We start from the raw sequence: 15,596 nt of genomic DNA on the forward strand, positions 1-15,596 counted from the left end.
ATTTGTGAGTATAAAATTAAAAATGATAAAGACTTTTACAGAAAATGATTGTGAGATTTTGGTTTCTACAATGAATCAAATTAGTCTTGATTTTTTACTTCAAATGTTTCCTTTTCAACATTTTTCTAATTATAATATCCTTATAATAAATCAGACTAAAACGAATAAATTATCTTCTGAATTTCCTTCTGTTAGGGTGATTAATAGCTTAGAAATAGGTTTGTCAAAGAGTCGAAACTTAGCAATAGAAAATGCAATTGGAAAAATTTTAATAATTGCAGATGATGATATAACTTATCAAAAGGATTTTATCGAAAAGATCATTGTTGCACATAGTAAATTGTATGAAGCGACGATAGTAAATTTTTGTGCAATCAAAGAAAATGGGGCCTATCTAAAAAAATATCCTACCGACTCAAAACTACAATTAAATACGATGGAAATTTTAAATGTCAGTTCTATTGAAATGACAATAAAGAAAGAAAAATTGGATTCAATAGGAATTAGATTTGATGAGAATTTTGGTTTAGGGAGTAGTTTTGAAATGGGAGAAGAGACTGTTTTTTTGTTTGATCTAAAAAGGAAAAATCAACAAATAGTTTTTGAAAATGAGGTTATTGTAGCCCATTATGGATTGACGTCTTCAGATAAAATAGGAAGTTTGCGAAGATACTATATTTATGGAGGATTAGTAAAAAGAGTTTTAGAGAAGAGTGGTGTGTTTTGGCTTATGGTAAAGATGTTTTTCGATATAAAACAAAAAAAAATGAAAATAAATCTTTTTTTTAAAGCGATTGATAATTTTAATAAAGGGAAACAAAAAATTGAAGCCATAAATTATGAAAAATGATAAGAGTAAAATAAAGTTGATTTCACTTCCTAAAATTGAAGATCGAAGAGGAAATTTATCAGTAATCGAAAAAGATATTATCCCTTTTGAAATCAAAAGAGTTTACTATGTTTATGATATTCCTAGCGGATCAGAAAGGGGAGGACATTCACACAAAGACTTGCAAGAGTTTTTAGTGGCTTTAAGTGGAAGTTTTGATGTTATTTTGAATGATGGAATCTCAGAAAAGACTATAGTATTAAACAAGCCTAATATTGGATTGCTGATTCCAGCAGGTATTTGGCGAGAGTTAAGGAATTTTTCTTCAGGCGCAGTTTGTTTAGTAGTAGCTTCAGAAGTTTATTTAGAAGACGATTACATTAGAGATTTTGATGAATTTATGTGCTCGAAAAAGACTACTGATAAATAGAAAAGTTAAAACCATTTTTTCTTAAAAGTCTTTTTATTTTGAGTAATGGTATTAACACGTATCTGGGCAGGCAGTATATAACTTTAGTTTTAAAAGAAATATTTTCTTTTAGGATGTTTCGAAGCAGTTCTTTCGATTTTTTGTTCTCACCGGCAATTTTATATTGTAAAGCATATTCTATCCTGTAAACGTCAAGATATTTTTTTAAGCTTGGATTGCTTTTTTCTTCTTGTTTATAGTCCTCAAAATTCTTTAATTTTTTTTCCAGTATTGGGGTTTTCGAAAGGCTGTTTTCGATGTAATGAAGGTAAGATGCTGTAACTTTATTGCTCAATACAACCGGATATTTTAAGGCAATTCGAATCCACATATCCACATCCTGGCCACTAGATATAGTGGGCTTAAAATCACCTATTTCTGTAAATATGTTTTTCGGAATTACAATTGAAGATGAGGTAGCAATAGGATAAGGCAAACTGGTTTCAAAGAAATCCGGAATAATGCCTTCAAAAGCAGTAGAGATTCCTTTAAACTTTGGAACATAATTTTTTCCATTACTAAATACTAACTCGTAACGCGAAGCAAAAATACCCGTGTCCGGAAATTTTTCTATTAAAGTTTTTAATGTCTCCAGATGATTAGGTGCCCACAAATCATCCGCATCTAAAAAAGCAATGTAATTACATCTTGCTTTTTCAATCCCGAGATTTCTTGCTATAGAGGCTCCCTGATTTTTTTCATTGTAAAGTTGTATACGGTCATCATTAAACCCTTGGACTTTTGCCATGCTATTGTCTGTAGATCCGTCGTTTATTACAATTACTTCAAAATCTGTAAAAGTTTGATCGAGAATGCTTTTTATCGTATTTTCGATATAATCAGCTTTATTGTATAATGGAATGACGACAGAGAAAAATGCCATGTTACTTGGTTTTTAAAGTGCAATAATAACCTAATTTATAAAAATCCAGTAGGTACAGATTAGGCTTTTTTGATATTAAATTAGCGAGTACCATGTTTTTGCTTTTTTCGTAAATTAACCTTGAAGCTCCTGTTAGATGAAACTTTTTTAAAGAGGCATAAATCCTGCTTAGTTTAATATCTTTTGAATCTATTTTTCGAGAAGAAATCAGGTTGTGAAGATTTTTGACAGCGCTTTCAGTTTTTCTTATAAAATCAATACTATCTTCTTGATTATGATGAATTAATATGTTTTCAATATGAGTAATCGGAACAGAATTTAATCGAAGTTTTTGTATAAAAATAGAATCTTCATAGCCATATTCATTCACGAATTCAGGAAAAGGAAACTGCAAAAGGATTTCTTTTTTTAGAAGTAAGTTCCATGTAAATACAAAATCATAATTGTCTTTAAATCTGTGTTCTAAAGATTTGATTTCCCTATTGATTCCATATTTCCATCGAAGTAATTTTTCTTTGGGAGGAACTGTGTCCGGATATTCAACACCTCCGAAGATTACTTTAGGTGCTTTTGATAATAAATGAATATAATTTTTGAGATAAAACTCATTCTTTGGTAAAGCATCGGCTTCCATAATCAAAACATATTCATATTTTGATTTATGGGCTAAAGAATTGATGTTTTTACCTCTGCCTAAATTTTCTTTATTAACAAAAAATGAGCAGTTTTCTAAGTAATTAATCTGGTTGTTTTCATTAATAAATTTAGTACCGGCATCATCCTGAGCGATAATTTCATATGCAATTCCTAAATTATCAGCCTGATGCTTCAGCTCTAAAACAAGCGGCAAAACATCATAGTTATAAACCGGAATTAAAATAGATAGCACTATACGCTGCGTTGTACCACTTCAAAAATTCTTTCGTCTTCACATTTTAGGGTTTTAGACGGGAATTTCATCAGTAAAGCATAATCGTGGGTCACCATGATCACTGTTTTACCGTTGGCATTGATTTTTTTAAGTACTTCAAGAACCTCTGAGCTGGTTTGCGGATCAAGATTTCCGGTAGGCTCATCGGCTAAGATAAATTCAGGATCGTTTAGTAAGGCTCTTGCAATGGCAACACGCTGCTGTTCACCTCCTGAAAGTTGATGTGGCATCTTGTTTAGGAATTCTTTCATGCCTACCTTATCCAGGACTTCATCGATTTTATGCTCCATGGCTTCTTTTTCAGACCAGCCAGTGGCTTTTAAAACAAAAAGCATATTGTCTTTTACAGAACGGTCCGGAAGTAACTTAAAATCCTGAAACACAATTCCGATTTTACGTCTCAAATAAGGGATTTCACTTTCTTTTAAAGTCGCCAGATCAAATTCAACGATATGTCCTTCACCCTCAGTTAAAGGTAAATCACCATAAAGCGTTTTCATGAAACTACTCTTTCCGGAACCTGTTTTTCCAATTATATAGATAAATTCACCATGCTGAACATCTAAATTAATGTGAGATAAAATTTTCTTTCCTTCCTGATATATAGTGACTTCTTTAAGAGACAGTACGGTTTGCGACATAATAAAATTAATTTGAATGGTAAAAGTAATAAGATAACGCTTGGATTCAAAATAAATTTTAATCATTTCTGTGAGGAATTTCAAAAAAACAGCCACAGATTAAAGAATTAGAATGATTTTATTCCTTTTATTAAAGTTAATTTTTCAATCTGTGAGAAGCTGTGAAATCTATGTCAAACATAACAGAATCGTTATTTTAATTGTAAAACAGAAAAATATTTCTGTAAAGTTTGAGAACCAATCTTTTGGCGTTTACTATGCGGTTTAATAATTACGATTAAAATATTTATTCATAATAAAGTCAAGGAACGTTTCGTTATAAACGGTATAAAATGATACATTTGAATACTAAATATAATTAAAATGCGTAAACTTCCCTGGTTCTTTTTACTCCCAATTATCCTTTTCTCAACCATAGTTTCGGCACAAAAATCAGCTATTTATACTTACGACTTAAAGGATTTTGACAAAGCACTGGCTTTGTACAATGACAAACAATATGCTTCGGCTCAACTTATTTTCGAGTATGTAAAAAATAATGCAACAACTGAGGAAGTTCAATCCGATTGTGCTTATTATATCGCCAATTGCGCTATTCGAACGAATAAAGTAAATGCCGATGCGCTGATGGAGAAATTTGTACACGATTATCCGACAAGTACAAAACAAAATCAGGCGTATATTGAAGTGGCTCAGTATTTTTTTGAGCAGGGAAATTACCCGAAAGCGTTGCAATGGTTTGATAAAGTAGATGAAAGTTACATGAGCAAATCAGACTCGGATAAATTTAATTTTCAGAAAGGATACAGTTATTTCAGTGCTAAAAAGAAAAAGGAAGCGACTACTTATTTTAACAAAGTGGTAAATTCTGCTGATTTTGGTTCTCAGGCCAAATATTACTTGGGATTTATGGCGTATGAAGGAGATGATTATAAAGAAGCAACGAAATATTTTGATGAAGTTTCAGGCGAAGAAAAGTACAAAGAAAAGCTTTCGTATTATCAGGCCGACATGAATTTTAAGTTGGGGAGTTTCCAAAAAGCAATCGATTTGGGGCAAAAAGCCATGAGTAAATCGAATGATTTGGAAAAGTCAGAACTGAACAAAATTATTGGAGAAAGTTATTTCAATTTAAAGCAATATGGTAAAGCGATTCCGTTTTTAGAGCAATATGCCGGTAAAAAAGGGAAGTGGAATAATACCGATTTCTATCAATTGGGATATGCGTATTACGAACAAAAAGAGTATGAAAAAGCAATTTCCCAATTCAATAAAATTATTGAAGGAAAAGATTTTGTCGCTCAAAATGCCTATTATCATTTAGGTTTAGCATATTTAAATACAGGTAAAAAGCAGGAAGCTTTAAATGCGTTTAAAAATGCTTCTGAAATGGATTTCAATGCGCAAATTCAGGAAGACGCAGCGTTAAATTATGCAAAACTGAGTTATGAAATTGGGAATGCCTATCAAACGGTACCAGGAATTTTGCTTGATTTTTTAAAGAAATATCCAAATAATTCAAGCAGATCTGAGGTAGAAAAATTATTGGTTGATTCTTATATTTCTTCTAAAAACTACAAAGAAGCACTTTTGTTATTAGAAAAAAACAGGTCGGCAGAGAATAAAGCGGCTTATCAAAAAGTGCTTTTCTACAGAGGTTTAGAATTGTACAATGAATCTAATTATCCCGAAGCAGGGAAAATGTTTAAAAACGCTGTCAGCGAACAAAAGACTCCTGAATTTACGGCTCGTGCGACTTTTTGGAAAGCCGAGACGGAATATATGACCGATGATTTTCAGAATGCTTTACTAAGCTACAAGCAGTTTGCAGGGTTGGCTGCAGCGAAAACTACTAATGAGTATAAAAACATCAATTATAATATTGGCTATGCTTATTTTAAACAAAAAGAATACGATCAGGCAGGGAATTCTTTTCAGGCACAAATTGACAATTCGAAGGAAGACAAAGTACGTTTGAACGATTCGTATTTGCGTTTGGGCGATTGCCGATTTGTGAGTTCGAAGTACAGTGCGGCAAATGAAGCGTACTCCAAAGCCATTGAAGCAAAAGGTGTTGACGCCGATTATGCACAGTTTCAAAAAGCAATTTCTTACGGATTTATGTCTAAAAATGATAAGAAAGCCGATGAATTGAGTAATTTCCTTCAGATGTATAAAAAGTCGTCTTATCGGGATGATGCTTTATACGAATTAGGGAATACTTATGTAACAGAGAAAAAGAACGATCAGGCACTTAAAACCTACGATCAGCTAATTTCAGAATTTAAAAACGGTTCTTTTACTTCGAAAGCCATTTTAAAGCAAGGATTGATTTATTACAATTCAGATCGTGATGATCAGGCTTTGGTGAAGTTTAAAAAAGTAGCAGCAGAGTTTCCTAAAACTCCCGAAGCTTTAGAAGCCGTTTCGACTGCCAGATTGATTTATGTCGACTCAGGAAAGGTGGATGAATATGCAACCTGGGTACGTACTTTAGATTTTGTTGCGGTTACTGATGCCGAATTGGATAATGATACTTATGATGCGGCTTTCAAACAATATAGTCAGAACAACAGTAAGCAAGCCATAACTGGTTTTACAGGTTATGTGAGTAAATTTCCGAAAGGAATGCATGCGCTGGAAGCTAACTTTTATTTAGCACAATTGTATTTTGCCGAAGGATCGGAAACAAAATCAGTGACAAATTATCAATATGTAATTGATCAGCCAAGAAGTGAATTTACAGAGCAATCGTTGAGCAGACTTGCTCAGATTTTCCTGAAAGCAAAAGATTGTGATCAATCGATCCCGGTTTTAGTACGTTTAGAAAACGAAGCTGATTTTCCTCAGAATAAAAACTTTGCACAGGCCAACCTGATGAAATGTTACTATGACAAAAAAGATTACGACAATTCTGTAGTGTATGCTGATAAAGTATTGCAAAACGCAAAAGCCGATGCAAATGTAAAGGCCGATGCACAAATTATCGTGGCGCGTGCGGCAATGCAAACTGGAAACGAAGACAAAGCCAAAACGGCCTATGCTAAATTATCGGCAACTTCGAAAGGAGAATTAGCAGCGGAAGCATTGTACTATGATGCTTATTTTAAAACTAAAGAAGGAAAATTTGATGCTTCAAATGTTTCAGTACAAAAGCTGGCTAAAAACTATTCGGCTTACAAATATTACGGAGCGAAAAGTTTGGTGCTGATGGCAAAGAATTTTTACGGATTAAAAGACAGTTATCAGGCAACTTATATTTTAGACAACGTCATTAACAATTTTACCGATTATCCGGATGTTGTTGAAGAAGCTAAGAAAGAGTTAAGTGCTATAAAACTAGAAGAGTCGAAAACGAATTCGTCGATCACGAAGTAAGTGTTATAGGGAGAAAGAGAATAGATGTAAGAGTAAAGAGGCAAGAATATAGAATAGAAGTCTTGTATCTTGGTTCTATCATCTAAATAAAAAAAAAAGAAAAAGTTTATGAGTTTACCATTTTATATAGTTGATGTTTTTGCCGATAAAAAATATACCGGAAATCAGTTAGCTGTTTTTACGGAAGCGGGGAATCTAAGTACTGAAGAAATGCAGCAGATAGCATGCGAGATTAATTTTGCAGAAAGCACCTTTATAACAAAGCTTGACAAAGAAAAAAATAAAGCAGAGATCAGAATATTTACCCCTGCTCATGAAATGCAATTTGCGGGACATCCTATAATTGGAACTTCATGGGTTTTAATCAACAAAATATTTGATAATTCCCCTGAGAATATCACATTAGAAGTTCCTATTGGACCAATTCCGATTCATCAGTCTGAAGATTTAATTTGGTTAAAAGCAGCACAGCCTAAGTTTTGGGATATTTATGCAAAGGAAGACTTCACCTTATTCAGCAATCTGAAAAAAGAAGATTTCGAGAATCAATTCCCAATTCAGGAAGTAACGACCGGAAGTGCTTTTGTGATGGTTGGACTGAGCAATAAAAGAGCATTGGAAAATTTGGTTTTAGATAAAGATAAAGCAGATGAATGGATGAAAAACAATTGCAAAACAGCTCACAGAGCCTTGTATTTTTATTATCTGGAAGACTCAAAATTGTTTAGCAGAATGTTGTGTATCGAACACAATCAATTGGTTGAAGATGCAGCAACCGGAAGCGCAAGTACTTGTTTACAGGCTTTTCTTTTAAAATATCATTTACCGCAATTTGAAATGATCAATTATCAGGGAGATTATATCAATCGTCCGTCTCAAATTTATTTTAAAGGGAAATTGACCGAAAATCAATTTGATATCAAAATAGGAGGGAAAGCTCAGTTTGTTGCAAAAGGAGAGTGGGAAGTTTAAGAAAATAGAGTAAAGAGAATAGAATAAAGAAGGTAGAATTATAGAGTAAAAAGAAAATTAAGAAAAGGAGGGAAGTCTGTACTCTTTATTCTATTCTCTTTCCTCTCAAAAAAAAGATATATGAAAATTAATTGCCAGAATAAAATCATCATTTTACTAGTAGTGTTTGTTGTCCAGCTTTCGTTTTCGCAAAAGAAGAATGAAACAATCGGTACAGAGACAGTAAACGTAGTAAAGCCCTATTCGCCAACGATTTCAGATGCTTTCAAAGTAAAAGAAACTCCTTCGCTTGACGATAGCGGAAATCAGCCAAAAGAAACGATAAAGTACAGTATTTTATCTGTTCCTGTCGCCTCTACCTTTACGCCTTCAAAAGGAAAAGCGGAAGGTGTTGAGAAATCTAAAAAAGAAAAATTATTTAACAATTATGCTACGCTAGGAGTAGGGAATTACGGAACTTTAAACGCTGAATTATTTGTCAATCAGGATTTAGGAAACAACGATTATGTGGCAGGTATGTTTCGTCACCATTCTTCTCAGGGAGGAATTAAAGGAGTAGAATTAAACGATGAGTTTTATGATACAGCATTGAATGTAGGATATGGGGTAAACAATCGTGATATGTCATGGAATGTCGATCTGGGTTATCAGAATCAATTGTACAACTGGTACGGTTTACCGGCTGATTTTGGGTCAACTTTAGCAGGACAAATGCGCGATGATTTAATAAGAGGAATTAATCCAAATCATTCGTATAATACCATTTCTTTAGGTGGTAATGTTGCTTTTACGGAAGGTGTTTTCAGTAAGATTTCGACAAAGTTTACGCATTTTTCAGATAGTTTTTCGTCATCAGAAAACCGTTTTTATGTAAAACCTTCTTTTAAGGTAGATATAATGGACCAGGCCATCAATACCAATATTATTGTAGATCACGTAAGCGGATCTTTCGAACATAATTATGCGTATGATAATACGAAGCCTTTGAAATACAGTCTGACTAATTTTGGAATTGAACCAAGTTTTGTAATGTTAGAAAATGATTGGACACTGGAGTTGGGAGCGGGTTTGTTTTATGGTTTGGATTCTGAAAACAGCGGAAACAAATTTTATATTTATCCAAAAGTAAATGCTTCCTATAAGCTGGTAGGAGATTTGATGATTTTTTATACAGGAGTAAATGGAGGTTTAAATCAAAATTCCTATGCTGATTTTGTGACTGAAAATCCGTTTTTATCTCCAACACTTTTAGTGAAACCTACCAATAATCAATATACTGTTTTTGCAGGTTTAAAAGGAAAGTTGGCCAACAATGTCAGTTACAATCTTACCGGTTCTTATTTAAATGAAAAAGATAAAGCACTATACAGAAGCAACGATTACACAGAAGATTTTTCTAATCAAAATTATGGTTTTGGAAACTCTTTTGGAGTGATTTACGATGATATCAGAACCTTCCGTTTTTATGGGGAATTAAAAGCTGATTTTTCTCAAAATGTTTCTTTCGGAATCAATGGAACCTTCAACAGTTACAAATATGATGGTATAGAAGCATGGAATTTGCCTTCTATGAAATTGAGTTCTAATCTGGATGTAAATATCACGAAACAATGGTATGCGGGACTGAATGTTTTCTTTGTGGGAGAACGAAAAGACATGCAGTCGAATGTAAATTTAGGAACCGATCCGGTGATTACAACACTAAAAAGCTATTTTGATGCCAATGCCCATCTGGGTTATAAATACAACGAGCGTTTGACCTGTTTCCTGAAATTGAATAATATAGGGAATCAGGCCTATGAAAAATGGCTGAATTATCCGGTACAAGGATTTCAGGTAGTAGTTGGAGCAAACTACAAATTCGATTTCTAGAAAAGGTTCTGGATACAAGGGCATAAAGTTTTTAAGCCACGAATTCACGAATAGTATTAGTTATTTTTGTGAATTCGTGGCTATTTTTTTTGAGACTGTATAAAAAACCTTTGCATCTTTGCATCTCAGAACCTTAGTGCCTTAAAAAAAATGGAAATTAAACTCAGACAAGAAAATCAAAACGATCACAAAAGTGTTTTTAACCTCATTGAGAAAGCTTTTGAAAAAGAAGAATATAGTGACCATAGAGAACAGTTTTTGGTTGAAAGATTAAGGAAATCGGATGCTTTTATTCCGGAATTATCTATTGTTGCCGAAGTGGAGAATGAAATGGCAGGGCATATTTTATTGACGAAATTAGAAATTAAAAACGATACAGAATCTTTTGAATCTTTGGCATTGGCTCCTGTTTCAGTGTTACCAAAATTTCAAGGAAAGGGAATTGGTTCGAAACTTATCGTGCACGCTCATGAAGTCGCGAAAGAATTAGGATATAAATCAGTGATCTTATTAGGACATCCCGATTATTATCCGAGATTTGGTTATGAACTTTGTGAAAAATACAATATCGAAATGCCTTTCGATGTTCCGGCAGAAAATTGCATGGTGATTCCTTTAACCGAAAATGGATTGTCAGGAGTAAGCGGAAAAGTAGTTTATCCAACGGCTTTCTTTGAATAAAAAATAAAACAAAGAGAAAAAACATTTGCAACTTTGTAACTTAGAAGCTCAGTATCTTTAGTAGTTGGGGTAAACTATAAGTTTAGTTTTTAGGAAAGATTCGAGAGAGAAAATGGTATAAAGTTTTTTAATCTACGTATTCGTGAATATTTTTTTGTGAATTTGTGGCTATCTTTTTTGAGACTGTATAAAACCTTTGCACCTTTGCAACTTAGAACCTCAGTACCTCCAAAAAAACTCATTTCATTAAAAGAGCTGTATAATGACAGAAGTATTTAAAATTCTTGAAACCTATAAAACACAATATAAAAATCCTATTACTCTCGATAAGGGTGAGATTGTAAAATTAGGAGAAGAGGAAACAGAAGAAAAGTGGAAAGGGTGGATTTGGGCAGATAACGGAATTAATGGAGGCTGGGTACCCATTCAGATACTTGAAATTTCTGAGGATAATAAAGAGGCTAAAGTTTTAGAATATTACACTGCAAAAGAGCTCGATGTTGATAAAGACGATGAAATTTTAAAAATTAAAAGTTTAAACGGCTGGACATGGGCAAGAAAAATTATAAGTAATGATGAAGGATGGATTCCTGATGAAATAATAGGTTAAGCGTGTTTTTTTTTCATTTCTAATTTTAACCTTTGCACCTTTGCAACTCAGAACCTAAAAAAAATGACTTTCAAACAAAAAATACACACACATTACCTGCAAATGGTTCAGGATCGAATTGATGTTTTTAGAGATATGATTTCGGCTCTGACCGAAGATTCTAAAAACGATGCAAAGGGGTCTGCCGGAGACAAGCATGAAACCGCTTTGTCTATGATGCATATTGAGCAGGAAAAATTAACGAATAAATTGAAAGAAGCAATAACTCAAAAAGCAGTTTTAGACAAAATTGATGCTTCAAAAACAACCGAAAATATCATTTCGGGAAGTTTGGTAAAAGCCAACGGAATCTTTTTGTATGTAAGTGTGGCACTTCCTAAAATTAATATTGAAGGCACAAATGTTATTGCTCTTTCACCTCAATCTCCTTTAGGCGCCCATTTAATGGGGAATAAAGTTGAATTTCAGTTTGAGATTAATAAGACGCATTATACTATTGAAAGTGTTGAATAATAAACGAAGCTTATTATTGCTTTAATAATGCGATAAGATTTTTATTTAGATTTTTAGTGTCTGAACCTAATATCGAAAAGAATTTTTTATCAAAATTTTCTACAGTTACGATTGCCTTTTTTGCAATTTCTTTGCCTAAATCAGTAAGTACAACAACTTTTGCTCTGGTATCTGTAGCGTGTTCTTGTCTTTTAATGTATTTTTTTTGTTGTAAAGTTCGAAGCACTGTAGAAGTTGTCATTGGATCTATTTTTGTGTGTGACGATAGTATAATTTGTGTCACTTCTTGTTTATGAAGAGTAAGCCAGTGTATACTCGCCATAAGCACAAATTGTGAATGAGTTATTTTGTATTGTTCTAAAGCTTTTTTAATTTCTCGCTGCCATAGATTAGTTACCTGCCACAACAAAAAACCAGAACTATCGTCTGGTTTCTCTACACTAAAAGTGTTATCTGTTGATTTAGTCATTTTAAGTTTTTTATTTTAAATTTATGAAGATCCTCTCATTATAAAATCATTTTTGAAGCTATAAAGTTAAAATCATTTTTATTTATTTCAAAGAAACCGTATCGAAATGGATAACCCCAATGTTTTTTGTACGGGATAAATTCAAGATTTTCAATTATTGGAAGTATAGAAACTTCATTGCATTTTAAGAATTCTATATTTCTTCTAAATGGCTTGAATTGTTCTGTCATTTGAAAGGAATAAATATGATCATCAATGACTTTTCCTATAGCAGTAAACATTTGGTACTTTTTATTTTCTTTCATTGTTATCTTAGAAGAATATATTATGATATAATCATCTTGTTTCATTCTTTTCAAAGGGGCTTCTTTTCCATGACAGACCTGAATGAAATTACCATTAATGGCTAGTTTTACATGTTTTTTTGAAATAGTAGCAATCCAATATCTACTCATTGTTGATTTTTTTTGCACTTTCAATTTGATTTTCAATGTCAGTTGGTAAATGCTTAACAATTCCTTTGGCAACTAATTTTACCCACAAAAATGATAAAATTCCTTTGACAGTCATCGTAACAGAAATTTTAAGTCCGTCTTCAGTATCCTCATAAGTATGCTCTCCATACATTTTGGCAAGCGGGAAAGTGGTTAAATCAGTGAATTTTTTGTATTCAACAATTTCAATAAGTTTTATTTTTATTTTAGGTCCCCCTTTTGGTTTAAGAAGAAAATAATTCCCAATTTTAAATTCTCCTAAAAGTTGAGAATCTTCAACAGTGTCATCCCATTTTTTCCAGTTATTAATATCTGTTGTCAGTTTCCAAATTTGCTCTTTGGTAACTTGTGTTGTAGTTATAGAATACGATTTTGTCCACATATCTTTTGTTTTAATAAGTACAAATATAGTAAGTGTACTTATTAAAAATGAAATTATTTTCTATTTTTTTTCAGAGTTTTTCATTTCGAGAAACGAGAAATCCCCGCAAGTAACTCCGCAATGTATATTGTCAATTTTTGTCGAGCTTCTCGTGGTGATTTCTCGTTTCTCGAAATGAAAATATTGAGTAAATAGTAATTTTTGAAAAGTTTTTGCTATTCTTTTTATGAAACTTTTAACGAATTTGAGTAATCTAAAGACTTAATTCAAAGAATTATGTTAAAATTTCAATTTTAAAGCGTTTTTTGGTTCCATATTGAAAATTTTAAGTTTGAGGCTTTTTTAAAAGCTGAAATTTTATGTTTTATATGTAAAAATGTGTTTTTAGTTTTAAATTGTAATTAAAATAGCTATATGTGTTTTTCAATTATAACTGATATTGCATCTTTGCTTTATCAAAATGAAGTTTAAAAATAAAAATATAGTGTTATGTGTGGAATTGTATGTGCCTTTGATCTAAAGCAAAAAGCCGAAACTTTAAGACCTCAAGTATTAGAGATGTCTAAAATTATCCGTCACCGTGGACCGGACTGGAGCGGAATTTATAGCAATGATAAAGCAATTTTATCACACGAGCGTCTGGCAATTGTAGATCCGGCTTCAGGAAAACAACCTTTGTTTACGGAGGATAAAAAATTGGTTTTGGCTGCAAATGGTGAAATTTACAACCACAGAGAATTACGCAAACAGTTTCAGGGAAAATACAACTTTCAGACCGAAAGTGACTGTGAAGTAATTTTAGCACTTTACAGAGAAAAAGGACCTCATTTTGTAGATGAAATGAATGGAATCTTTGGATTTGCAATCTATGATGTAGAGAAAGATGAGTATTTTATAGCTCGTGATCACATGGGAATTATTCCATTGTACATTGGTTGGGACCAGCACGGAACGTTCTATGTTGCTTCTGAATTAAAAGCCTTGGAAGGGTACTGCACAAAAATCCAATTGTTTCCTCCGGGACACTATATGACTAGTAAAGATGGCGAATTTGTGCAGTGGTACAAAAGAGACTGGACAGAATATGAAGCTGTAAAAGATAATGAAACCAGTATTCCTGAAATCAAAAAAGCGCTTGAAGCAGCAGTTCACAGACAATTAATGAGTGATGTTCCTTACGGAGTTTTACTTTCAGGAGGTTTGGACTCATCTATTACTTCGGCTGTAGCCAAAAAATTTGCACAAAAACGTATCGAGTCAGATGATACAACAGATGCGTGGTATCCGCAATTGCACTCTTTTTCAGTTGGTTTAGAAGGATCACCTGATTTAGCAGCAGCGCAGGTCGTAGCAAAACATATCGGAACCATTCACCATGAAATTAAATTTACCATTCAGGAAGGATTGGACGCTGTTCGTGACGTGATTTACAACTTAGAAACTTATGATGTAACAACCGTTAGAGCCTCGACACCAATGTGGTTAATGGCGAGAGTGATCAAATCAATGGGAATCAAAATGGTATTGTCAGGAGAAGGAGCAGACGAGTTGTTCGGAGGGTATTTGTATTTCCATAAAGCACCAAACGCGAGAGAATTCCACGAAGAAAACGTTCGTAAATTAGGTAAATTACACATGTACGATTGTTTACGTGCCAATAAGAGTTTAGCGGCCTGGGGAATTGAAGGACGTGTTCCGTTTTTGGATAAAGAATTCATGGATGTTGCCATGAGAATCAACCCACAAGATAAAATGATCAACAAAGAGCATCCAATGGAAAAATGGGTAGTTCGTAAAGCATTTGAAGACATGTTGCCTGAAAGTGTTGCCTGGAGACAAAAAGAACAATTTTCAGACGGTGTCGGATACAGCTGGATTGATACTTTGAAAGAAGTGGTAGCCCAAGAAGTTTCAGACGAACAACTGGCCAATGCAAAGTATAAATTCCCATTGCAGACACCAACATCTAAAGAAGAATATTACTATCGTTCTATTTTTGCAGAACATTTTCCAAGTGATGCCGCTGCATTATGCGTACCTCAGGAAGCAAGTGTAGCATGTAGTACAAAAATCGCTTTAGAATGGGATGAGGCTTTCAAAAACATGAATGACCCTTCAGGAAGAGCTGTAGCCAGTGTGCATGATGATGCATACGCTAAAGCATAAAAAGTATTTTTAGAATTAGTATATATATTTTCGAAAGACGTTCTCAGTACTGGGGACGTTTTTCTTGTCTTAGAATGTTAAAATGTATTATTTCAGTTAGTTAATAGTTTTTTTAAGCAATGATCTGATTTTACTTTTTTATATTTGGCATTCGCTGAAATAAAAATGGAAACAACTAAAAATGTAGCTGAATAAGTACATAAAATTCAGAAATAATATTTAGCTTAGCCAAACATTAGAAAAACATTAAATACTGGATTAACGTATTTAATGTATAAAAAAAATAAAGAGAATAATAAAAAATAT

The 15,596-nt window shown here is 33.0% G+C and carries 15 protein-coding genes; 9 read left to right on the forward strand and 6 right to left on the reverse strand.

The window, feature by feature from the left end; translation table 11 throughout:
- The first annotated feature begins 22 nt into the window (after positions 1-22).
- Entirely contained in the window at positions 23-850 is an 828-nt protein-coding gene (locus OLM58_RS14000) for a glycosyltransferase family 2 protein (RefSeq protein ID WP_264529403.1), read from the forward strand.
- Positions 840-1,259: a sugar 3,4-ketoisomerase gene (locus OLM58_RS14005; protein ID WP_264529404.1), complete on the forward strand. Its 420-nt coding sequence runs from the start codon at positions 840-842 to the stop codon at positions 1,257-1,259. The genes OLM58_RS14000 and OLM58_RS14005 overlap by 11 nt, the downstream gene beginning before the upstream one ends.
- On the opposite strand, the gene OLM58_RS14010 is transcribed toward OLM58_RS14005, so the two are convergent.
- The 3 genes from OLM58_RS14010 to OLM58_RS14020 are packed head-to-tail and all read right to left on the reverse strand — an operon-like array spanning position 1,246 to position 3,753.
- Positions 1,246-2,181 carry a glycosyltransferase family 2 protein gene (locus OLM58_RS14010; RefSeq protein ID WP_264529405.1) on the reverse strand — a complete coding sequence of 312 codons (936 nt, stop codon included), beginning with the start codon at positions 2,179-2,181 and terminating at the stop codon, positions 1,246-1,248. The two genes, OLM58_RS14005 and OLM58_RS14010, sit on opposite strands and share 14 nt — an antisense overlap.
- 1 nt (position 2,182) lies before the next feature.
- Entirely contained in the window at positions 2,183-3,070 is an 888-nt protein-coding gene (locus tag OLM58_RS14015; RefSeq protein ID WP_264529406.1) for a glycosyltransferase family 2 protein, read from the reverse strand.
- Positions 3,070-3,753: a cell division ATP-binding protein FtsE gene (locus OLM58_RS14020; protein ID WP_026109865.1), complete on the reverse strand. Its 684-nt coding sequence runs from the start codon at positions 3,751-3,753 to the stop codon at positions 3,070-3,072. Before OLM58_RS14020 ends, OLM58_RS14015 begins: the two co-directional genes overlap by 1 nt.
- Positions 3,754-4,116: 363 nt before the next feature.
- On the opposite strand from OLM58_RS14020, the gene OLM58_RS14025 reads away from it, so the two are divergent.
- The 6 genes from OLM58_RS14025 (at position 4,117) to OLM58_RS14050 (ending at position 11,779) form a co-directional block, all read left to right on the forward strand.
- Positions 4,117-7,131 carry a tetratricopeptide repeat protein gene (locus OLM58_RS14025; RefSeq protein WP_264529407.1) on the forward strand — a complete coding sequence of 1,005 codons (3,015 nt, stop codon included), beginning with the start codon at positions 4,117-4,119 and terminating at the stop codon, positions 7,129-7,131.
- Positions 7,132-7,239: 108 nt separating this feature from the next.
- On the forward strand, positions 7,240-8,103 hold the full coding sequence (locus tag OLM58_RS14030; protein ID WP_264529408.1) for a PhzF family phenazine biosynthesis protein: 864 nt from the start codon (positions 7,240-7,242) through the stop codon (positions 8,101-8,103).
- 120 nt (positions 8,104-8,223) lie between these two features.
- Positions 8,224-9,975 carry a TonB-dependent receptor gene (locus OLM58_RS14035; protein ID WP_264529409.1) on the forward strand — a complete coding sequence of 584 codons (1,752 nt, stop codon included), beginning with the start codon at positions 8,224-8,226 and terminating at the stop codon, positions 9,973-9,975.
- Between the two features lie 150 nt (positions 9,976-10,125).
- Complete coding sequence (locus tag OLM58_RS14040; RefSeq protein ID WP_264529410.1) at positions 10,126-10,656, forward strand: GNAT family N-acetyltransferase; 531 nt, start codon at positions 10,126-10,128, stop codon at positions 10,654-10,656.
- Positions 10,657-10,918: 262 nt separating this feature from the next.
- A complete protein-coding gene (locus OLM58_RS14045; RefSeq protein ID WP_264529411.1) occupies positions 10,919-11,266 on the forward strand; it encodes an SH3 domain-containing protein in 348 nt (115 codons plus the stop codon).
- 63 nt (positions 11,267-11,329) lie between these two features.
- A complete protein-coding gene (locus OLM58_RS14050; protein ID WP_264529412.1) occupies positions 11,330-11,779 on the forward strand; it encodes a hypothetical protein in 450 nt (149 codons plus the stop codon).
- A gap of 13 nt (positions 11,780-11,792) precedes the next feature.
- Here the strand turns inward: OLM58_RS14050 and OLM58_RS14055 are convergent, their stop codons facing one another.
- From OLM58_RS14055 to OLM58_RS14065, 3 genes are read right to left on the reverse strand one after another with little or no spacing between them, the layout of a single operon-like run.
- Complete coding sequence (locus OLM58_RS14055) at positions 11,793-12,248, reverse strand: MarR family winged helix-turn-helix transcriptional regulator (RefSeq protein ID WP_264529413.1); 456 nt, start codon at positions 12,246-12,248, stop codon at positions 11,793-11,795.
- A gap of 38 nt (positions 12,249-12,286) precedes the next feature.
- A complete protein-coding gene (locus OLM58_RS14060; protein WP_264529414.1) occupies positions 12,287-12,703 on the reverse strand; it encodes an EVE domain-containing protein in 417 nt (138 codons plus the stop codon).
- The gene (locus OLM58_RS14065) at positions 12,696-13,124 is read right to left on the reverse strand and encodes an SRPBCC family protein (RefSeq protein ID WP_264529415.1); all 429 of its coding nucleotides are present in this window, start codon (positions 13,122-13,124) and stop codon (positions 12,696-12,698) included. The genes OLM58_RS14060 and OLM58_RS14065 overlap by 8 nt, the downstream gene beginning before the upstream one ends.
- A 489-nt stretch (positions 13,125-13,613) precedes the next feature.
- Between OLM58_RS14065 and asnB the strand changes: the two genes are divergently transcribed.
- Entirely contained in the window at positions 13,614-15,290 is a 1,677-nt protein-coding gene (asnB, locus tag OLM58_RS14070) for an asparagine synthase B (RefSeq protein ID WP_070906979.1), read from the forward strand.
- Positions 15,291-15,596: the final 306 nt, after the last annotated feature.

It is taken from the genome of Flavobacterium sp. N502540, assembly GCF_025947365.1.
Lineage (GTDB): Bacteria > Bacteroidota > Bacteroidia > Flavobacteriales > Flavobacteriaceae > Flavobacterium.